We start from the raw sequence: 22,410 nt of genomic DNA on the forward strand, positions 1-22,410 counted from the left end.
TCTTATCCCCTCATCTGATTAATGTCAGTGATTTCAATTGAGCCTTTATTACGGAAATATATTAGTAATATCGCAAGCCCTATTGAGGTTTCGGCAGCTGCTACGGTTAAGATTATAATACTAAAAATTTGTCCTGATAATTCTTGCATATATATAGAAAATGCAACAAAATTTATGTTAACTGCAAGCAGCATTAACTCAATGGACATTAATATATTGATAATATTTTTGCGATGCATAAATAATCCAAACATCCCAATAGTAAAAACTAAGCTGCTTAAGATTAAATAATGATTAAGCGAAATATATTCATTCATATTTAATATTCTCGACCCCTTTATTTAGAGTAGGCTTTGTCATCAATACAACATTACTTTTATTATGGGAGAGTTGCTTTGTAATACCTTGATGTTTTACTCCCTCACGCTTCTTTAGCGTTAATGTAATACATGCAATCATAGCGACAAATAAAATAAGCCCCGCCATTTGAAACGGTAGCATAAAATCGGTGTAAAGCACGTTACCTATTGCTTTAGTATTTGAGATACTATTTATTATGGCAAACGATACCTCCGAACTGAAATTAATATTTTTAGTGCCAAGTAAAATAATTGTTACTAAATCAGCAAACATTATTAGAGCTATAAAAATACTTAAAGCAAGATTTTCTTCTAACTGTGTTATTGTCTGATTAAAATGCATATCTAGCATCATTATCACAAATAAGAATAATACTGCTACAGCTCCAACATAAATCACTATCAGCATCATAGCTAAAAATTCTGCTCCAAGCAAAATCATAAGTCCTGCACCGTTGATAAATGCAAAAATTAACCATAATACCGAATATACGGAATTTTTGCTTAAAACAACGCATAAGCTGCTGATAGTTATTAATGTTGCAAATAAATAAAAAAATATGAACATGAGTTATTTTGTGTTTTTGAGTACCGCTTACATCGTCATCGATGTCATTCCTGCGAAAGCAGGAATCTAGAAAATAACCTTAATATAAATCATATTTGACAAAGTAAACCTATAAAAACTTGTTTTTATAGGTTTTACTGGATTCCCGCCTACGCGGGAATGACATAAAACGATCCATGCAACAATGCTTACAGTCGCTCGCAATGACGAAATATATATTACACCAACAAAGCATTAGAAGAAAATTTCTTGATCATCGGAGTAAATAAGCTTTCTAGTTCTTTGCGTATTTCTTCTTTATTTTCTACTTTTTGACCTTCTTTACTTAAAGTTAATTCGCCTTTTTCTACATGACCAAGTACAGCCTCAATGATTGCTTTTTTATCATGTTTACCGTCCATATATCTAAGTGCAAACTTCTCAAAGAAATTAACGCCGATCGGTTCATGTTTTAAATTTGTAACCCACATAGAAGGTGTATGGGTTGCTTGATGTATCACCATTTTTGTTGTTTTAGGCTTATCAAGCTCAGGGTTATTTCGATGCTTCTGATTTGTAATACTAATATAACCTTGTAGTACTAGCTTCATTGCATTATTTAAAAGCTCAGCTTTGATTTCGTTTAATTTAGTATTATGTAGCTTTTTATTGGCTTCAGAGGTTATTTTCTCAAAGCTTAACGGATTATTTAGATTCTCGCTGAAAGTGTATAAAATAGCTTTCATGTAAGGCGAACTAGTTGTTAAATTAGAATCTTTATTACCGTTTAAGAAGAATTTTAAGGCTTCGGAAGCATTATTAAGATCTACTTCTTTAATCGGCTTTTCAGGCACTATATTAAAGATTATATTAAATTTCGTTATATCATCATTATTAATATTTCTATTAATTTTCATATCACTATGACATAGTAAAGTGCTTCTAAAACGACGATTCGTAATGAAATCCATATATTGTTCAGTTCTAACTATATCGTTCACCGCTTTTAACTGCTCTACTACTTTTGGCGGCATATTACCAAGATACATAGTCGAAAGATTACAATCGGCTAAATATTGTAAATTGTGCTTTCTTGCTTCATTCATAAATTCATGAAAATAGAATTGAGCATTTTCTTCTTCGAGATGATCATGACGTAAATAGTGATCGGTTTGTTTAGCAAGCAGCCCTGCTTCGGTTTTTAATACTTCTGCATAAGGAGTTTTAGAGTTTTCTAAGCTATCCTTAACAAATTCTAGTAACAATCTAGATTGAGCTATTCTATCACGTACATTTGCAAATGAGCTAGAATGATACATCATCATATCTCTAATAGTACGGACCATATTCCAGCCAGGGAGGGTATTATAGCTAATATATGCTATTCCGTTTGGACTAAGATTTTTATTACAAACTTCAAAAATTTTATCTCTAACGGTTTTTGGTACCCAAGAAATTACGCCATGGCAAATTATATAATCAAACTTACCGAAAGAATCATCAATATCGGTTATCGAACAATGATGGAACTCTATATTTTTTAATCCTAGTTCTTTAACATTTTTATTTGCTTCGTCAATTTGTACCTTAGACAAATCAACCCCAACAAAATGAGCTTTTGGATAAAGAACTGCATGTGGTATTAAATTACCCCCTGCTGCACAACCAAGCTCTAATATTTTTGCATTCTCGACTTCAGGAGCATTCACACCGAAAAGAGTTGCAAGTGTACTTAAGTGATAAGGATTTGTAAGAGCATATGGGTAGCTTTCATACGGTACTTCATCATAAGTGTTATGATTTGAAACCGCACCATTCAGAACAGGCTTGGTAGTTTTTGCTGTCTTATCATGAGCGTTAGGGGTAGAAGAAGAGTTAGTAGTTTTTGAGGACATATTTTTTCCTTATATAGTTGGATTATTCGTGTCATCCCGCGGCTTGACCGCGGGATTTTGTATCACAGGCTGTGTCCTGAGATCCCGGGGGCAAGCCACGGGATGACATTGCAGCTTTCATATAAATATTTCACAGAATTCTTAAAATGGCAATCTATAAGTAAATCCTACGCCAAATTCTCCAACGGCTATAGTTTTTTTTGATAGGATTTGCCGGCACGAATTGTCCTGTTTTCATATCAAGCGTATCATAATTAATTCTTACTCTATATGCTATATGCCGTTTGTAATTTTGCGGTTGCATCAATACTTAAATTTGAAGTTACATCTTGTGAGACTCCAAGACCTGCTTGCCACGCAACACAATTTTTATGAGTTCTTCTTACTTTAAAATAATCACCATTTATAACACTCCACCTAGAGGAGGTAGGCTTAACTTTTACTTGTGCTATTCCACCTCCAAGTATTACAAAAGGTGTGAAAGTTTTTATTTTTTCTAAATCATAAATAAGATTTAGCATATATATATTTGATAATACGGTAGTATTACCTGGGGTTTTAGGAATAGTGAGACCATTACTTAAATTTTGCTGAGGTAATACGTAATGCAGACGATATTTAGGTTGATAAGTTGCTGAGAATTCAATAGCTATCTGTGGATATATTATATAGCCTATTTTTCCGCTATACATACTTGATTTTTTTAAAATTATTTCGGTATTTGAGTGTTTATGTCGGAATTTACTAACGACCGGTTCAACTATTCCGCCTTCTGCTCCTATATAGAACCCTGTTTCTTTTGCAAAAGCAATGTTATTAAAAATGATGATAGTAATAAAAAATAATTTTAGTAATTTAGTCATTATAATTGCTTAAAAAATAAAAAAATATTATATACCCCCTTTATTAATGGTCAATCATATTTTTTCTAATTATGGAAGCAATTATACCAAATAGTAATAAAGTAATAGTTACAATGAGCGAAACATATGCCGGAATTGCTATATAATGATGAATAAATATTTTAAAGCCAATAAATATTAAAATTAAAGCCAAAGAATATTTTATATAACTGAAACGTTCTACAATTTCTGCTAAACAAAAGAATAACGCTCTAAGCCCTAAAATAGCAAAAATATTTGAAGTATAAATTATATAAACATCATTAGTAATTGCAAATATCGCCGGTATACTATCTATAGCAAAGACTAAATCTATTGCTTCTATCAGCATTAACGATATAAAAAGGGGAGTAAAATATAGTTTATTATTACGTTTAACAACAAATTTATCCCCTTCAAGATTAGGAGTAATATTTAGATTTTTTACTATTGACTTGTAAATATAAGAATTCTGTATATCAAAAGTTTTATGTGATACATAGAAAGTTTTTATACCTGTAGCAATAAGTATTACGGCAAAAATATATAATAACCAAGCAAATTTATTTATAAGAATAATACCGCCGTAAATCATTATGGCTCTGAATATTATTACGCCTATTATACCAAAAAATAAAATACGATGTTGATATTTCCCGGGAATTTTAAAAAATTGGAAAATAATAGAGATAACAAAAATATTATCAAGGGACATAGCTTTCTCAATGAGAAAGAAAGCATAATATTCACGAGCATGTTCTGCTCCCGTATTATAGTAAACATAGATACCGAATAAACAAGCTATTACAAAATAGAAAAGACTAAAAAGTACGCTTTCTTTAAAGCTTATTACGGTATTTTTTTTGTGTACTATTCCCAAATCGAGAACCAGTAAAGCAGCGATTACCGTATAAAAAATAATCCAACTCATTTATTTATCTCTTCATTTTATATTGCATGTGGAAATATAGCCCCCCACCAAACATAACTCTTAGCTGGAATCTGATAGTATTTTCTCCTTGTTTTAAATAACGCTTTATATCAATCGGTAAGTTCTTAGCTTGTAATGCTTGACCTTGGTCATTTCCATTGTTACAGTACCTTTTCTCATCTAGAGAATTAACGTCAGTGGGGAGGCTAAGTAGCTTTTGGCCGTTGACATATATTAATGTGCAATCATCATACCATAAATCTTTTACTTCAAAATACTCAATATCGTCCATTATTGCATCTAAAGTTACTTTGAATTCTACAGTATGCAATATTGTATTTTCCGGTTTATTTGTTGCCTCTATAAATGCCCCATCCTTTGGAAATGCCATAATGCTCCCCTGTGGTACCGGTTTTTTGTTTAAGATATAGTCACCTATTTTAGTTACCGGATTATAAGGGGTCTCAGGTAATTGACTTGATGGAAAGTCGTTATAACCAACTTTTATAGGCAATCCTGTAGATTCTCTACAGCCGACATTTTGACCTAAAGGTTCAAATTCAACAACTTTTCTATCAAAGTATGAGAAACAATGGCGTTCTAAAGGTTTACTAGGATCAATAACTATCCAATTCGTCGGGCATCTTCCTATTGCAAGTTCACCTATATCGCTTTCATCCCATTCTGCATTACCGTGGGTGCTACCGGAAGGAGCATCAGCTGTGCTAGGAATTTTAGCACAAGTAGGTACTAATATAGGAGCACAAAGATCTAGCTCTTGCCAAGTTTTATCTCTTACATCCTCAGTCTTAGCTTCATATGTCGGTTCAGGAGGAGTGTTCTCATCTCCTTTTGTGTATGTCACTGTATAATATTTTGATTTATCATCTAACGGTACTAATTTTGGTCCTTTGTCAGGTCCTGGCTCGATTCTATCTTTATAATCCCTACTTAAAACACATACTGGAGTATTAGGGCTTTTATTATTAGTATAGCAGTTACTTGGAATATTATTTATATTGCAAGCATAAATAGTAATACCTTCCACTGTTTCTTTTAGAGTACAGCTACTTGTATTTATATCTTTGCTGCATAAACCAAGGTTTGGATATTTAAGGCTATATGTATTTTTAAAATTCTTACAATTTATAGTATTGTTATTGTTTAGTTTAGCAAGTACACAATTTATCGAGTCATTATTGTAACCGGGAATAGGTGATCCATCAGGTAAAGTAGGAATCGGCATAGGATTACAATGTTGGAAATTTTTCGGCATCAAGCAGGCATGTGTTCCACCTTGGATATATTTACCGTTTATATATTCTAAATATTTTAAATATACCGCACTTGAGTCAGGTTTTCCATTGCTATCATAAGGTTCTTTATCGTCTTTATATTTACCGTGAATAGTCAACTGATTTAGAGCATTCTCTCCTGAAAACGGCATAGCAATATATTTATCATTTGTCGGATCTTTTGGTGGATCTTTAGGTATAAACGCAACGGAAGAACTATACTTATAACCGGCAAGCATTACTATACTTTCTGTGTCCGTGGGGTTGGGAGGTGGAGGTCCGGCGTATGCTAACGGTGTTACAAGAGTGCTTGTTTCATCTACAATGTTAATAGTCCCATCTGTTTGTTTCTCTCTTACTTGCACTGAAGCAATGAATTGCGGTTTATAATAAGCATCGATGGCATTGTTATTAGTACAGGTAATTCCGGCATATTGTCTTGAACATTCATAAGCAGCTAGACTATAAGAATGATTTACTCTCGGTACGCAATCTATTAATTGACCGGACTCAAATAAGCAAATATTATTAGGATTTTGCTTATCGTCTTCGGTATTACTAATAGAGACATAAAGTTTTCTATCTTTACCGTTATTGTCTTTTAGGGTGACATCTGTCTTTATAGGTATTAAGCTATTTGTATCTTGCCCTTGTATCTTAGGAAACTTTACGCTTACATCCTTAAATTCGCCTATATTAACTCCCCATACTTTTTGGCAGGTAGTTGAACTAGAACTTGGACAGTCCGGTATATCCTCTATGTAATAATCGCTAGGTGTTTCTACATTTCCAATTTTCTGCGAATATACTATTCTAAATCCCTCATTACAACCGTTAGCCGTAACACTACATGGCGTAGAAATTTCTGTATTAATACATGGAGTACCTCCTGAAGTATTCTTACATAATTTAATTAAATCTTTAAAAGCCGTATTAGTATGAGTAATTTTTGCTGAAAGAAAATCTGTATTACGTGGTTCTACACAAGTTTTGAGATCAGAGGTAGAACTCGTGCAAAGCGGAACAAGATTGCTAAAGCTAACACGTATGGTATTATTAACAATATTGTTGTTAACATTTGATACTACACAAGGCGGCAAAGTTGAAGATTGTTTAAATACAGGTTTTCCTTTCTGAATATCCTCTGGGGTATTTTTTATGCTACATATATTATTAGCCTTAGCATTAATACTAATATAATCTAAATTTGGACAATATGGCGGTGGAAAAGGTCCTAAAGGTAATTGTACACAACCAAAAGAATAGCTATCTACAGAACCGTTTAATGATCCAAGTTTTTCAATAACTGTTATTATTAAACTAGGGAAAAAATTAAAAACCTCTCCTATTGCGTTAAGTATTGATTGAAGTACTTTTATAAATTCTGAATCTTGATCTATCATACCAAGAAGCTGCCCTAATAAACTTGGTAAACTTGCTCCTTTTACCGTTTCAACTAAAAATTTTAATACTTTTGCAATAGGACTAAGTTCGTTAGTTTGATGAAGAGGTTGACGATTAGGATTCCAGTCCATCGGATCAAGATGTACACCAGAATCTGAAACAAGGTTAACAAGTCCAGGGTCGCTATAAGCACAAAGTTTAGGAGATTTTAAAGTAACTATTTTTCCGTCTACACCTATTATCTTATTATCAGTTTCTGTATAACCGACTTTATTGAGATGTACTCCATCGGTATAACCTGGATCTGCAGGGGAAGGTGTGGCATTTATTCCGGGAGGTGGAGGCATATCCGGTACGGCAACTCTAGCACAGACTCTAGTTAGAGGTAGACCGTAACCTGTAGGCCATAATACACATTCTCCATCCCAATTTAAGGTGGAGTTTTGATTCCAACAAGCTGCGGCATTACAGCTTTGAACTCTAATACGAATTTTTGGAGTAAAGTAACTACTATCAGGGGCTTCTTCCGCACATCTATTAAGTAAAAAACCGATAAATGTACCTGGGTAATCAAATTTTAATAAACAAGTATCATTATCGCGACCGTCGCTTTTATTCCAAGGAGGACATAATGTGTCTGGTTTAAAGGGGCCTCTTTTTACTTCATTTTTGCTGCCTCTATTCCAAGTTTCCGTTCTATCGCTTTGTCCGCAATTACAGGGATCGCTAAGACAATCGGCTATATCACCCCAAATAGATGCCTGCACATTAAATGAGAAAAATGAAAATAAGAAAAGTAGTAAATATTTTTTTAACACTTTGAGTATTCTTTATGTTCGTTGTTTTGTTGTCATTGTGAGAAAGCATTGCCCGTGTGGACCGATTTTCCGTCATTGCGAGCGACTGTAAGGAGCGTGGCAATCTCATGAAATTAAAACTAGATTGCAACAAAGCTTCGCTCCTCGCAAGGCATTGTTGTGTGGACCAATTTCACCTTTGTCATCCCGTGGCTTGACCACGGGATCCAGTTAAAAATACTAATAATATTAGTATTTTTTATCGTTTTTATGGACCCCGTGGACAAGCCACGGGGTGACACATTGGGTTTTATCGGTCCACGCAACAACGCCTCCTCGCAATGACGATTTGGGTATCCACGCATGCAACACCGTCTCGCAATGACCAATGGTTTTAGTAGCTATTCACATCAGTCCGTATTTAACTCATTATATAGGTAATTAATCCAATTATCCGGAGGACCTTGGTGTTGTTCAAGTATTTTGTTATAAATATCCATTTCCTCTTGTCTGCTTGATAAAATACGGACAATTCCTATTAAAGCGGCAATACTTAATTCAGAAGCTATCGATTCATTATCCTTATTAATTAAGAACATTCTTGCAGAAAGTATTAGCTGTGATAATTTTCGTATTTCCGCCTCGCTTAAACCTAAAATTTTATCTAAATCTTCTATTTTAACGTCAGACGGTAGAATAATTTTCGTATTAATTAAATCAAGCCAAGGTTTTATAGTATATTTTGGATATGACTTAAGATAAATAAAATTGAAATTACTGACGAAAATACCGTTATTTTGAGATAAATTAGTATAGATTAAATTTATATTATCATAATAAACTTCAGGTCTGTAAAGTTTATCAAAATTATCGGCAGCAAATATTTTAGGTTTTGTGCCAACTAGGCTTAAATGATAAGTAAAAGCATAAATTACTGCTGCACTAATACTTTGATGTTTCTTTAAATTATTATTAAATTGTTCTAAAAATTTCCTCTCCGTTGGGTAAAATTGTTTAGAAAACGGCTCATCAGAAAGTTTATATAAATTGAACCCTATAACTTTCCCTTCTTCAATGTTAAGAGATGGTCCGTCAAATAACCCGAAATATAATTGTCCTTCGGTAAAAACTTTAAGTTTATCAAGTATTTGTATTCCTCCTTCCTCCTTAAAATCCTCTAATTTTAAAATATCAGAAAAAATACGTTTTTCTTTTTCAATTGATAAAATTTTATTTTTTAATTTCTCTAGAAATGATATCTCTATTTTGCTAAGAGGTGCAATGTAATGACCGCTGATTAATTTTAAAAATTCTAAAATGAAAGCTTGTGATTTTTCTGTATCATCTACTAAAAATGGATTGATAATTTGTTTGTCCGGTTCTAACCATTTGCCTTCTATTGACTCGATAAAAATTTTAGAATCATTCTTATTAGAAATATAAATTATTGTTGGATCGTATTTAGTCGATTCTGATATTAGAAAGTTCAATAATACGGTTTTGCCGGTTTTTTCCGTACCAAAGATGCAAGTATTACCTTTATTCGTTTTATCATGAAAATTCATGAAATATGGAGTACCTTTCTCGGTTCGCAGTAAAGTTATAGCCTTACCCCAAGGATTATATTGATTACCGAGTGTAGTATTATGAAGAGCGGTAAGAGAAGCAATATATTCTACGGATAATGGTGACATTCTGCGGATAAAGGCAAAGTTAGCAGGTAATTGTGACCAAAATATTTGTTCAATATTAAGATCTTCTTTTACATGAATAATACCAAGTTTAAAAAGTTCGGTTGATGCTTTAGCTACGGCTGCATCTAGTTTATTTTCATCTTCTTCTATAACGGCAATTGAAATTTGCTGATTACAAAATTGAAAATCTAAATTAGCTGCATCAAGCTTATTAATCCCTTTATGATTAAGTAAAGTTGGGTCATTAGTAATTTTTAGAATATGATCTTGACCACGCAATTTGGATATTACTTGTTTTTTGCTAACAAAGTAAAATATTTCAGTTATTATTAATTCAATCGGTAACTGTAAAAATTTATCTAGTGTATTAGAAGGAGTTTCTTGATATTCTTTTATAGATAGTAAAGAAGCGAATTTGTTATTTTTCTCATGATCCGTAACTACCATTTTATCGCCGCTAATTGTATAAATACTTCTACCTAGTGCATCGGATAAATCTATTATAGGTACCAAACAATCATTATTATTAAGGTTAGCTATTCGATTATATAAAAATAAAGGATTAGAAAAAACATTATCATTTTCAAATATTATGCCGAGTTTCTCAGCACCGAATTCGTTTAAATCGTTTAAAATATTATTAGTGATATTTTCTAGTTTTTGAAAAGCTGAATCTAAGTAGTTATTTTCAAAATCAGTAATTAATTTATTAGATAAAGAATTTATTAAAGAGTGAAAATTTTTGATGTCAACTTTAGCAGAATCATGTACTATAGATATATATAAAGTATTAACGAATTTATCATTCCAATGGTTTTTTCTTTGCCATAGTGCATGAATATTTGCCGGTAATAATTTTTTGTAAGGAGTAGAATCATCTAAATTTTGTTTTTCTCGTATTGTATGTAGCCAAAAAGCAAAATCATAATTGGTTATATTCTTTTTTATAGAAGCTCTAACCATTTCACGTAAATTTTGTATGTTATCGCTTATTTTCTCTGAGTTAATGCCGTGTATTTTTATAATTTGTAGTAATTTACCGTCTTTGGTGAGTAAAGTATTTTCATTATAATGACATGCTATAGGTATAAAATGAGGAGCATTATAATTATATATATCTTTGTCAAATTTTCGTAAATCACTAAACACAAATAACCTGAATTTAAATTATCGTTTTGTATACTATGTCACCCCGTGGCTTGACCACGGTATCCAGCAAAAAACTTACAATACTAATTTTTAGTATTATAAACTGGACCCCGTGGTCAAGCCACGGGGTGACAACGGAAAAATCAACTCATGCAACCGCATCTTCTACACTACATAGCCAATTTTCAAATTAAACGAGTATATCACAAAACTTTACCTTATTATTTATATTTAATAAACAATTATTCACTATATGTAGTGATTTTTTGTAACCCTCCCATGTAATTTATCAAGACATCAGGTATAGTTATTGATCCATCTTCATTCTGATAATTTTCAAGTATTGCAACCATAGTTCTTCCGATAGGTAATCCTGAAGCATTTAAAGTATGAACTAAGGTAGTTTCGTTACTGCCGAATTCCGTATATCTTGCTTTCATTCTACGTGCTTGAAAATCTCCACAATTAGAACAGCTAGCAATTTCGCGATATTGCTTTTGTCCCGGAAGCCATACTTCTATATCATAGGTTTTTTTTGCTGCAAATCCCATATCTCCGGTGCAAAGTAACATAACACGATAAGGAAGATTCAGTTTTTGTAAAATAGTCTCTGATGCATTAGTTATATATTCATGCTCATTTTTTGATTCTTCAGGGGTAGTAATAGATACTAGCTCAACTTTACCGAACTGATGTAATCTAATCATACCTCTTGTATCTCTACCGCTACTACCTGCTTCTGATCTAAAGCACGGGGTGTAAGCAACATAACGCATCGGTAATTTTTCTTTTGGTATAATAGTATCGGCGACTATATTTACTAAAGATACTTCTGCGGTTGGAATTAGTCTATAACCATTTGTTGTTGCAAAAGACTCTTCGGCAAATTTAGGTAGTTGTCCTGCATTATACATAGCATTATCTCGAACTAATACCGGAGGTGATATCTCAAAGAAGTCAAACTCTTTAGTATGAACATCAATCATAAAGTTAATTAAAGCACGTTCTAGCTTTGCTAAATCACCTTTTAACGTTACAAATCTAGCTCCAGAAATTTTAGCAGTTTGTTCAAAATCCATTAAATTTAATTTTGTACCTAGTTCAAAATGCTGTTTATTCAAAGCATTCGGATTTGTCTCTCCGTAAGTACGAACTAATTTATTCATACTTTCATCCATTCCGTAAGGTACTTCTTCGTCCGGAATATTAGGAAGCATATTTAATAGTTCATTTAATTCGTTATTATTATTTAGATCCTGTTCAAGTTCTTCCAACTTCTCATTTATATGTTTGACATCTCTTTGTAGCCCTTCAAACTCTTCGCCGCTTTTAGAGGCCATATTACCTAAAATCTTTGATTTTACCTTACGTGCATGCTGAAATTCTTGAATTAAACTCGTAATTTTTCTTTTCTCTCCGTCGAGCATAGCAATTTTACTAGACATAGGTTCAATAAATCTTTGGCTAAGCTTTTCATCGAATAATTCTTGATTTTCTCTAATCCATTTGATATTTAACATTTAGTGTCCTCGGTTTTTCTATAAAATTACATATCATTATTGAAGTTTCATATAATAAAAGTAGCGGTATTGCAAGAGCAAACTGGCTTAAAATGTCAGGAGGCGTTAATATTCCTGCAATAATAAAGTTAATTACCACGGCAATGCGTCTTTTTTGCTTAAGTGTTTGTACCTTAACTATTTTTAGTATATTTAATATTATTAGCACAACCGGTAGTTGAAAAGCAACTCCAAAAGCAATAATTAAATGAATAACTAAATTTAGATACTCGCTAATTCTTGCTTCCAAAACTATCGGTACTATCATATCACGTTTTTCAAAACTAAGAAAAAAATTCCAAGCTTTCGGCATTACAAAGTAAAAAACAAAAATACTACCGCACCAAAATAAAATAGGCGACATAAAAAGAATAAAAGAGATAATTTTTCTTTCATGGCGGTGTAACCCTGGGCTGATAAATAAATAACACTCCAAAGCAATTATAGGTATAATAATAGTAAAAGCAGTAAAAGCTGCAAGTTTAATATAGGTAAAAAATGCTTCTGTAAGCCCTGTATAAATTATATTTCGTACTGTATCACCGCTTAGCTTAGCAAGCGGTTTTAATAAAAAACTATAAATATTGTCGCTAAAATAATAGCAAATAGCAAATATAATTATAAAAGCAGTAAATATTCTAAGAAGTCTTATTTTTAATTCTAATAAATGTTCTTGAAAACTATATAATTTCATAAAAATTTTGACTCTTCATTTCGCAGAAGTATATATCAATATTATAAACCTTTTTTAATAATTGTCATATCTTTTTAGAAATATTCACAAAGTCTAGTTTCTTTCTATATATTTTATAAAATATCGGTATAAATAACATGCTAAACAGAGTGTTACCTAAAAAGAATACAGACCAAGTAAGATATTTTGCACAAATACCGCCAAGGCTAGCTAGAATAATACGGCTAAGAGAGCTAAAAGATGCAATAATAGAATATTGCGTGGCAACAAATTCACTATTGCAAAGGCTAGCAAAATAGATAGAGATAATAGTTCCTGCAAAGCCTGCACAAAAGTTTTGTACTGTAACGGTTATTATAAATATCCTTATATCATAGCCGATAGTAGCAAGAATCATAAACATAAGGGGTGACAATAATTGAATAACTCCACCAATTAAGACACTATGAAATATACCCATTTTTGTAGCTAAAACGCCGCCTAAAGCTCCTCCGACGATCATGATCAGTAACCCGTAGGCTTTGTAAATAAAGGCAATTTCATGAGTAGTAAAACTTAAATCTAGAAATAAAGGCGAACTCATAGCCATAGGTATAGAATCCGCAGCTTTATATAAAAAGACAAACAATATAATTAGCAATAAATATTGTTGTTCATTTTTTAAGGAGATAATACTTTTTTTAATAACTTCAAAATATTGTTGCAATCCTATTAAATTAGTAGTCGTATGACGTTTTTCTTTAGGTTTTGGTTCTTTGATACATAAGATTACTATAGGACCCACTACAGTAATAAATAAAGCAAATTTATATACTGTATCCCAGCCGAAAATAATTGATGAATATAAAGCACCGACGCTGCCAAGTAACATACCTAAACGAAACCCTATGCTACTAAAGGTAAAAGCCATTGAAAGCTCTTCTTTAGATATAGGTCTCTCAATTCTATATGCGTCAAGTACAATATCCTGCGTAGAACTGCAGAATGAAATAATAAATAAGATAATTGCAGTAATATATAAGTTATTACAAGGGCTTATGTTTAAGAACCCCGTCATCGCTAGGATTAAAAATATTTGTGATACCAATGCCCAGCCACGCCTATGACCGAATTTAGAACATAAAAAAGGTATAGAGTATTTATCTATAAAAGGTGACCATATGACCTTTAAGCAATACGGAAAAGCAGCTAGTGATATCGAACCTATTATATCAGTGGTGTATTTTGCTTCGGATAATTGATATGGAATTGTGAAAAAAATTAAATTAAACGTAAGACCGGAAATTAAGCCTAAAAGTAAAATACCGATTAAATATAATTTTTTGTACACGGAATATAACTATTTATAGTTCATTTTTAAGGAGTAAGGTGCTACTTTGGAAAATATTTTACCGACTACCGGTATTTTAGTTACAATAGTGCTGATTAAGAAAAAGGAAGGAATAACATTTCCTTTAACCGTAATTAATTGCTGTTTGGTATCAATATTACCTTTCATAGTAAAATCAAAGAACGGTCCATGTGCTTCCGTATCGAAAATTGTAATTATATTTCCTCTATAATTAAATTTACCGGTCATATCTTCAAATAAAATATTTTTATTATTAGTTATTGAACTAATAAAACCCGGCAACGAAACAAAGGAAACAAGCCGTGTTAAAAAAGGAGTATCGACTACCGTAAAATGTTTTATAGAAAATTTGCCGTCTAATATCGGCACTATTTCCCCTTTTTTTACTTCATATCTTCTTGTATTTAAGTTGATGTTAATCTGACCGTTTTGCATAGTGGTATACATTCCAAGGCCCTTAAGTAATGCTCCGGCATTATCGGATTCAATTAGCCATTGTTCAAAACTGTCCTTAGCAGTAAGCGACATCTTAACTTTTTTATTATCGATATTAGCATTTAGAAAACCGGAAAAACACCGTACTTTATCACATTTAATTGCTAAATCAAGATTACCTAGAATTATATTATTCTTTAAAATTATTTTTGATATATTAGTTTTTAAATTAATATTACGTGTAGAATCTCCCTCTTTTTCTAAAAACTGCATCATATTAGCATTTGATAAATCTAATCCGCTTCCATAAAGTTCCGTATTAAGATTATGGTTATCTATGATTATTTTTCCTTTTAAATCCGTATGATTATGTTTAACAGAGGCTAGATTAATAGTATAAATATTTTTCTTAATTAGGGCATTACCGTTAATTTTTAGATTATCCTGCCCCGACAGGTTAAATTCAATATTTCTATCGAAATTTTTATCATTTAATTTAGTATATAAATATAAATTAGCTTTTTTATATAATTTTTTATGAATAGATACTTTATCTATATAGAATTCTAAATTATCAAGATTAGAATTAACGGTAATAAAACTCTCATTATTATGCTGTTTTGTATACTCAAAATTTAAAATGCTGCTGCCTGAAATTAATTTAAATACTCCAAATCTTTGATTATTTGCCGTAATATTACTTTTTATTTTAAGTAAACACTCATTATTTTTATCTGATATATCATGATCATAAGTAAAGCTGCTTGCATAATTATTAATTTTACCCTTACCGTTAATATTTAGTTTGTTGTCTTTAAAGCTACCTTTGGCTTCACCGTTTTGTAATAGGATATTATTGTCTAAGGTGTTAAAAGAGATATTTGTTAATGTCGACAAAACATTATAGCTATTAGGGATATTTGGGCTAATAGGAATTATTAGCTCTATTATTGAATTTGCCGTTCCTTTGATTTTTTTAAGATCAATATTTTGAGCTTTAATATTTTGATAGGCATCATTTGGAACAAAGGCAATTAAGTCGTTAATTTCACCTTTAGCAGTAGCATTAAAAACAAATTGTGATTTATCCGGTCCTTCCCATTTGAAAGTCATAATACCGTCTGAAACAACGCTTTTACCGCTATATGCTTCATTAATTAGAAATTTTATTTCCGGTCCTGAAATGATTATATTAGTATCAACTTTAGTCAAAGGCGGTAAATCTGTATGATATTTATATTCAAAATTCGAGATATGTAAATTTGCTTTTAAATTATCTTCTACTAAAATATTTTTTTTAAAAAATATTTTATCTAATTTAATATTTAATTCTCCGTTTTGGATGTAACCTTGTTTTATATGTTCTCGTAAATATGAGATTATAGGGTTATCCGGAATAATTTTTTCGACTGTTTGATAAATTATTAAAGGCATATTTGTGGCAGCTGCACTTGCATCGATATTTTTATCGGTTATTATACCGCTTAGTGATAAAAAAGCTTTGTCCCCAAAGGTAAGTTTGCAATTAACGGTCTTTGGATTATCTTTAGAATAGGCGGTTTTATATGAGCATAAAGCATTTCCTAGAGGTAAGTCCGCTCCTTGCTCATCGGTTAAGATATCACTTTTTATTGAAGTTAGTCGTATGTCGGTTAGGGAAGCTTTTTTAATTATATTTAACGAATAATCACCGGTTGTTGAAGTGTTTATAATCTCTTCATCGTTATTTGAGATTACGGAAATTTTATCAATATTAAAATTAGCCTCTATTAACGAATTAGAGAAGAAATTTTTGAAATTAAAGAAAAGATTAAAATCGTTAATTTCTCCTCTAGCATTATCTATAAGACTTAAGGAAATTTTATCTATGGATAATCGTTTTTCTTTAAATCCTAAATTATGTAGTACAGCCTTTATATCATTTTTACTTAAATAAAATTCAATTATTTTTTTCAAAGGTTCATTTAAGTGTCCTTTATTTGCACTATAAACAGTCAGAGTTATAGCCAAAGATAATGAAATTAGAATTATAAAAATACTAATAAAGGTTTTTTTAATAAAATTCATTTGAGCTTGTAAATCTATTGAAATATGATAAAAGCTTTAGGCTTGTCACGTTAGTTGAATATAGCGTATAATCTAAAAATTTAATATAAAAATCACAAAAAATTATGAATATTACATTTATCGGTAGCGGATATGTGGGATTGGTCTCAGGTATTATTATGAGCTATTTAGGTCATAATGTTACTTGTCTTGATAATGATGAGGTTAAAATATCCAAATTAAATAAGCAAATATTACCGATTTATGAAGCTAAACTTGATGAGTATCTTAAGCAAGCTTTAGAAGCTAATAGGTTAAAATTTACAAATATTTATAATAATGAACTTCAAAATGCCGAGGCAATATTTATTACGGTCGGTACACCTTCAAAAGAGTCGGGAGAAGCAGATTTAAAATATGTCTATGATGCTATTGATAAAGTTTCCGAGCATATAAATAAAGATTGTTTAATAGTCATAAAATCTACTGCTCCGCCTGATAGTTGCAGTAATATTATAGCTTATTTAAAATCAAAAGGCTTTTCATTTAATGTTGCTTCTAATCCTGAGTTTTTAAGAGAGGGCAGTGCGGTAGAAGATTTTTTATATCCTGATCGTATAGTTATCGGGGTAAATAATAAAGAATCAGAGGAAATATTGCGAAAAATTTATGCACCTTTAATAGAACAAGGTGCAAAGTTCGTGGTTACCGATTTAGTGACGAGCGAGCTTATTAAATATGCTTCCAATAGCTTTTTAGCTACCAAAATTGCTTTTATTAACGAGATGGCTGATTTATGTGAAAAAATCGGCGGTAATATTAAAGATTTATCTAAAGGTGTAGGACTTGATCAAAGAATCGGTCAAAATTTTTTAAATGCAGGACCGGGTTTTGGCGGTTCATGTTTTCCAAAAGATATCCTAGCATTAAATAACCTTGTAGAAAACCATCATATCGATTGTAAAATTCTTAAGGCAGTAATTAAAAGTAATAAGCAGCGTCCAAGTAATATGGTAGATAAAATAGCTACTTTGTTAGACGGAGATTTAAAAGGTAAAAATATAGCAATTTTAGGCTTAACATACAAAGCAGAAACAGATGATGTTAGGGCAAGTCCTGCCATCGAAATTGTAAAGATCTTATTAAATAAAGATGTATATGTTAAAGCATTTGATCCTATCGGTCTTGAAAATGCTAAAAAGAATTTAGAACATAAAAATTTGCTATATTTAGATTCGGTAGCTGAAGCCTGTAAATCAGTAGATATTATAGTTATTGCAACTGAATGGTTAGAATTCAAAGAACTTAATTGGCAAGGAATTTATGATTTAGTAAAATCCCCGATAATCATTGACCTTAGAAATATACTAGATAATGAAGCAATGAAAAAAATCGGTTTTAGATATTATGCAGTCGGGAGTAAGATTTAGCCTTGGTGTATGGAACGGAAAACACACCCGGTGTCATACCGTGGCTTGACCACGGGATCCAAAAAAAATTAAAAAAGACTGGACCCCGTGGTCAAGCTAACTAGGTGACACAGTGTCATGAAGACAATAAAATTTAACATTAATAAAAAATGCGACCTGAATTTATTCATTTAAGAACTCAAAGCTCTTATTCTTTTCTAGAAAGTGCATTAACAATCGAGAAAGTAGTAGAGCTTGCTTCATCAAATAAAATGCCTGCTATTTGTTTGGCAGATAAGGGAAATTTATTCGGCTCGTTAGAATTTGCATTATATGCAGTAAAAAAAGGACTGCAGCCGATACACGGAGTTATTCTAAATATAAAATACGATATAGATATTTTTGCTCAAATTTTACTTATAGCTAAAGATGAAACCGGCTATAAAAATTTACTCAAACTATCAAGCCTTACTTTTACTAAAAATGATCGTAAGCTATGCGATCACATTGATTTTGAAGATTTAATTGAATATCAAGAGGGATTAATAGCGTTATGCTGTTATACCGACGGTATTGTCGGAAAATGCTTGCTAGCTCGGTGCGAAGAGCAAGCGATGCTATTTGCACGTAAATTACAGGAAATTTTAGGAGATCGTTTTTACTTTGAGATTATGAGACACGATCTACCGGAAGAACAGTTTATTGAAGATAGTTATATTAGAATTGCTGCCGAGCTTGCTATTCCGCTTGTTGCTACTAATAAAGTTTTGTTTAGCGAAAAAAGTATGCATGATGCACATGATGTATTATTATGTATATCAGCCGGTGTTACTAAAGAATATACTGATCGTAAAACAGTTAGTGAAAATTGTTATTTTAGATCACCGCATGAGATGATAGAGCTTTTTTCTGATTTACCTAGTGCCATCCAAAATACCGTGAATTTAAGAGAGCGTTGTTATTTTGCAGCACATGCAAACCCGCCGATGCTGCCTAATTTTGCCACCAAAGATATTAGTGAAACGGATTTAATTAGAAAAGATGCAAAAGAAGGGTTGCTTGCAAGGCTTGCTACAAAGTTTAAATCTGAAAATATTCCACTGCAGAATCAAGAAGAATTGAAAACCGAATATTTTGCTCGTCTTAATTATGAGCTGGATATTATCTGTAATATGAATTTTGCCGGTTATTTTTTGATTGTGTCCGATTTTATTAAATGGAGTAAAAAAGAGGGTATTTTAGTTGGACCGGGTAGAGGCTCGGGAGCAGGCTCGGTTGTTGCTTGGAGCTTGCTTATTACTGATCTCGATCCGATTAAATTCGGCTTATTATTTGAAAGATTTTTAAATCCTGAACGTATTTCAATGCCTGATTTTGATATTGATTTTTGTCAAGAAAGACGTGAAGAAGTAATTAATTACGTGCGCTCTAAATACGGTAATAATAGAGTAGGACAGATTATAACTTTCGGTAAAATGCAGGCAAAGGCCGTAATTAAGGATGTTGCTCGTGTGCTTAGCTTACCTTATAAATTCGCTGATTATCTAACGGAGCTTGTACCTTTTAGTGCGGTTAATCCCGTTACGCTTGAACAGGCGATGCGTGAAGTTCCGGAGCTTGCAAATGCCGCTAAAGGTAATGGGTTGTATAATTTAGAGGGTGAAGCGGAGTTAATTAAGCTAGTACTTGATACTTCGTTAATTCTTGAGGGGTTACATAGGCATTCCTCAACTCATGCTGCAGGAATCGTAATAGCAGGTACTGATTTAGTCGATATAGTACCGGTATATAAAGATGCTAATTCCGATATGCTGGTAGTCGGTTATTCTATGAAATATTCCGAAATTGCCGGTTTAATTAAATTTGATTTTTTAGGACTGCAAACCCTAACGGTTATTACCGATTGTAAGAAACTACTTAAAGAGCAAGGGATAGAAGTAGATTTTAACAACATGACCTTTGATGATAATAAGACTTATCAAATGTTGTGTAAAGGTAAAGGAGTCGGCGTTTTCCAGTTTGAAAGTATCGGGATGAAAGATGCACTTAGACGCCTTAAACCTGATTCTATACATGATTTGATAGCTCTTGGGGCTTTATATCGTCCGGGTCCTATGGAAAATATCCCTACCTATATAGCTTGTAAGCATAAATTACAACAGCCTAATTATTTACATGAGCTATTAAAGCCAATCCTAGAAGAAACTTATGGAGTGGTGATATATCAGGAGCAGGTACAAAGAATTGCTCAGATTCTTGCAGGTTATACGCTAGGAGCTGCTGATTTGCTTCGTAGAGCGATGGGTAAGAAGATAAAAAAAGAAATGGAGGAGCAGGAAGAAATCTTCGTTAAAGGAGCAATTGCTAATAATATTTCGGAATCTCAAGCTAAATCCATTTTTGCAACCGTGGCTAAATTTGCAGGTTACGGTTTTAATAAGGCACATGCTGCAGCTTACGGCGTTATTTCATACCAAACCGCATATCTTAAAGCTAATTATCCGGCTGAGTTTTTAGTAGCATGTTTAAATCTTGAATTAAATAATCATGATAAAATTAATTTATTTTTACAAGAAGCAAAAGATAGCGGCATAAAAATTATTGCTCCTAATATTAATATTTCTGAAGGGTATTTTAGTGTAAAGTCTTCGGATACTGCCATCCCGCATAGTGTAAAGCCTGTCATACCGCGGCTTGACCGCGGTATCCAGGAAAAAGACTTAAAAGATCCCGCGATCAAGTCGCGGGATGACATCGAGAGTGCAATAATCTTCGCCTTAGGGGCTATTAAGGGAGTTACGCCAAATTTCGGTAAGTTAGTGACGGACGAGCGAAAAGCAAGAGGAGCGTTTAAATCAATTACCGATTTTATTGAAAGATTACCGCCAAAAGCTATTAATAGTAAATTACTAGAAAATTTAATTAAATCAGGCTGTTTTGATGAGTTACATGATAATCGATTGCAATTATTTTCAAGTATTTCAAAATTGCTTGCTTATTCAACTTCATATCACGAAGAGCAAGAATCTAATCAATTTAGTTTAATTAAAGTTTCTAGTTTAAGTCCAACTATTTTAGTATCAAGTGATTATGCCGATAAAAATACTTTAGCTTTTTATGAATTTGAGTCTATGGGTTTATTTATCTCTAATCATCCTCTCACGGAATATCAAGAAATATTTAGTCGTTTAAATATTTTAAATAGTGCGGATTTGCATAATAATTTACCTGAAGGTACTAACCGAGTAAATCTTGCCGGTGTAATACAAAAAAAGGATTCTCGTATGTCGGCAAGGGGTAGATTCATGACGCTCGTGCTTTCCGATCCTGAGAATATATTTGAACTTAGTATTTTTAGTGAGGAAGTTTTAAAAGATTATGTACATTTACTCGATGTTAAAAGTTTGGTAGTCGTTAATTGTGATATAGTTAAAGATGAAGGAGGAATAAAACTAACGGCAAAAAGCTTTTCATCAATTGAGGATGCAATTAATAATAAACAATTTGAGCTACAGCTTTACCCACAAAATCATGAAGAATTACGGCAGATAGTAACCTTGCTTGCAGCTCGCACTAATAATGGGGACCGGAGTAATGCTAAAGCTACAATCTATTTACAAAGCGAAGATGTAAAGAATTTTGTAGCAAAAATTACATTACCTGAAAAGTTTTTTCTCCAAGGGCAGGATTTTGAGGTTTTAAAAGGATATACTCGATGAACTTCAAAATTGGCTACGTCGTTCTACAAGTACTGCGGTACTCACGTATTAAGTATACGCTCCGTTCCTCGTCTTGTGAACTCCTTGCTCTTTTTGAAGTTGATCTTCGTATATTGCAATTCTTTGTATTGTTTTCATAATTGAGTAAAAACGCGAATTTAGGATAAGGAAGAAGAGAAGCATGGAATAAGAATAAAGTATTTACAAGTTAAGAGTGTTGGGTTACTGAAGTTTTTCAACAAAAA

15 protein-coding genes and 1 pseudogene are annotated in these 22,410 nt (G+C 32.2%); 4 read left to right on the forward strand and 12 right to left on the reverse strand.

The genetic code is table 11. The features are described 5' to 3' along the window. Positions 1–2 precede the first annotated feature (2 nt). The 8 genes and pseudogenes from nuoK to AC5584_RS00890 form a co-directional block, all read right to left on the reverse strand. On the reverse strand, positions 3–317 hold the full coding sequence (gene nuoK / locus AC5584_RS00855) for an NADH-quinone oxidoreductase subunit NuoK (RefSeq protein WP_011271556.1): 315 nt from the start codon (positions 315–317) through the stop codon (positions 3–5). Beyond that, positions 310–927, reverse strand: coding sequence for an NADH-quinone oxidoreductase subunit J (locus AC5584_RS00860; RefSeq protein WP_499216542.1), 618 nt, complete (start codon positions 925–927; stop codon positions 310–312). The genes nuoK and AC5584_RS00860 overlap by 8 nt, the downstream gene beginning before the upstream one ends. Before the next feature lie 218 nt (positions 928–1,145). Continuing rightward, a complete protein-coding gene (locus AC5584_RS00865; RefSeq protein ID WP_499216543.1) occupies positions 1,146–2,801 on the reverse strand; it encodes a methyltransferase regulatory domain-containing protein in 1,656 nt (551 codons plus the stop codon). 141 nt (positions 2,802–2,942) lie between these two features. Beyond that, positions 2,943–3,664: pseudogene (locus AC5584_RS00870) on the reverse strand (outer membrane protein). 43 nt (positions 3,665–3,707) lie between these two features. Further along, positions 3,708–4,613: a TerC/Alx family metal homeostasis membrane protein gene (locus tag AC5584_RS00875; RefSeq protein WP_499216544.1), complete on the reverse strand. Its 906-nt coding sequence runs from the start codon at positions 4,611–4,613 to the stop codon at positions 3,708–3,710. A 4-nt stretch (positions 4,614–4,617) separates the two neighbouring features. Next, entirely contained in the window at positions 4,618–8,130 is a 3,513-nt protein-coding gene (locus tag AC5584_RS00880) for a hypothetical protein (RefSeq protein WP_499216545.1), read from the reverse strand. Positions 8,131–8,249: 119 nt separating this feature from the next. After that, on the reverse strand, positions 8,250–8,438 hold the full coding sequence (locus AC5584_RS00885) for a hypothetical protein (RefSeq protein ID WP_499217100.1): 189 nt from the start codon (positions 8,436–8,438) through the stop codon (positions 8,250–8,252). An 81-nt stretch (positions 8,439–8,519) separates the two neighbouring features. After that, on the reverse strand, positions 8,520–10,952 hold the full coding sequence (locus tag AC5584_RS00890) for a VirB4 family type IV secretion/conjugal transfer ATPase (RefSeq protein WP_499216546.1): 2,433 nt from the start codon (positions 10,950–10,952) through the stop codon (positions 8,520–8,522). 35 nt (positions 10,953–10,987) lie between these two features. Here AC5584_RS00890 and AC5584_RS00895 point away from each other — a divergent pair, with 35 nt between their 5' ends. After that, positions 10,988–11,146: a hypothetical protein gene (locus tag AC5584_RS00895; protein WP_499216547.1), complete on the forward strand. Its 159-nt coding sequence runs from the start codon at positions 10,988–10,990 to the stop codon at positions 11,144–11,146. Between the two features lie 48 nt (positions 11,147–11,194). On the opposite strand, the gene serS is transcribed toward AC5584_RS00895, so the two are convergent. The 4 genes from serS to AC5584_RS00915 form a co-directional block, all read right to left on the reverse strand. Then, positions 11,195–12,472: a serine--tRNA ligase gene (gene serS, locus AC5584_RS00900; RefSeq protein ID WP_499216548.1), complete on the reverse strand. Its 1,278-nt coding sequence runs from the start codon at positions 12,470–12,472 to the stop codon at positions 11,195–11,197. Next, on the reverse strand, positions 12,450–13,205 hold the full coding sequence (gene tatC / locus AC5584_RS00905; protein ID WP_499216549.1) for a twin-arginine translocase subunit TatC: 756 nt from the start codon (positions 13,203–13,205) through the stop codon (positions 12,450–12,452). Before tatC ends, serS begins: the two co-directional genes overlap by 23 nt. Before the next feature lie 64 nt (positions 13,206–13,269). Next, positions 13,270–14,535 carry an MFS transporter gene (locus AC5584_RS00910; RefSeq protein WP_499216550.1) on the reverse strand — a complete coding sequence of 422 codons (1,266 nt, stop codon included), beginning with the start codon at positions 14,533–14,535 and terminating at the stop codon, positions 13,270–13,272. A 9-nt stretch (positions 14,536–14,544) separates the two neighbouring features. Beyond that, positions 14,545–17,058, reverse strand: a complete 2,514-nt coding sequence (locus AC5584_RS00915) for a transporter AmpG 3 (RefSeq protein WP_499216551.1) — start codon at positions 17,056–17,058, stop codon at positions 14,545–14,547. A gap of 104 nt (positions 17,059–17,162) precedes the next feature. Here AC5584_RS00915 and AC5584_RS00920 point away from each other — a divergent pair, with 104 nt between their 5' ends. From AC5584_RS00920 to dnaE, 3 genes are read left to right on the forward strand one after another with little or no spacing between them, the layout of a single operon-like run. Next, a complete protein-coding gene (locus AC5584_RS00920; protein ID WP_499162514.1) occupies positions 17,163–18,467 on the forward strand; it encodes a UDP-glucose dehydrogenase family protein in 1,305 nt (434 codons plus the stop codon). A gap of 5 nt (positions 18,468–18,472) precedes the next feature. Further along, positions 18,473–18,571, forward strand: coding sequence for a permease (locus AC5584_RS00925; protein ID WP_410526464.1), 99 nt, complete (start codon positions 18,473–18,475; stop codon positions 18,569–18,571). Positions 18,572–18,616: 45 nt separating this feature from the next. After that, positions 18,617–22,165 (forward strand): DNA polymerase III subunit alpha, encoded by a 3,549-nt coding sequence (dnaE, locus tag AC5584_RS00930; RefSeq protein WP_499216552.1) that lies wholly within the window; start codon positions 18,617–18,619, stop codon positions 22,163–22,165. Positions 22,166–22,410: the final 245 nt, after the last annotated feature.

The organism is Rickettsia endosymbiont of Villa modesta (assembly GCF_964026485.1).
GTDB lineage: Bacteria > Pseudomonadota > Alphaproteobacteria > Rickettsiales > Rickettsiaceae > Rickettsia > Rickettsia asembonensis.

Coding starts and splice junctions, on each gene's coding strand:
- AC5584_RS00860 (WP_499216542.1), bottom strand. CDS start 927: ATGTTCATATTTTTTTATTTATTTGCAACATTAATAACTATCAGCAGC.
- AC5584_RS00915 (WP_499216551.1), bottom strand. CDS start 17,058: ATGAATTTTATTAAAAAAACCTTTATTAGTATTTTTATAATTCTAATT.
- nuoK (WP_011271556.1), bottom strand. CDS start 317: ATGAATGAATATATTTCGCTTAATCATTATTTAATCTTAAGCAGCTTA.
- AC5584_RS00895 (WP_499216547.1), top strand. CDS start 10,988: ATGTCACCCCGTGGCTTGACCACGGTATCCAGCAAAAAACTTACAATA.
- AC5584_RS00865 (WP_499216543.1), bottom strand. CDS start 2,801: ATGTCCTCAAAAACTACTAACTCTTCTTCTACCCCTAACGCTCATGAT.
- serS (WP_499216548.1), bottom strand. CDS start 12,472: ATGTTAAATATCAAATGGATTAGAGAAAATCAAGAATTATTCGATGAA.
- tatC (WP_499216549.1), bottom strand. CDS start 13,205: ATGAAATTATATAGTTTTCAAGAACATTTATTAGAATTAAAAATAAGA.
- dnaE (WP_499216552.1), top strand. CDS start 18,617: ATGCGACCTGAATTTATTCATTTAAGAACTCAAAGCTCTTATTCTTTT.
- AC5584_RS00875 (WP_499216544.1), bottom strand. CDS start 4,613: ATGAGTTGGATTATTTTTTATACGGTAATCGCTGCTTTACTGGTTCTC.
- AC5584_RS00920 (WP_499162514.1), top strand. CDS start 17,163: ATGAATATTACATTTATCGGTAGCGGATATGTGGGATTGGTCTCAGGT.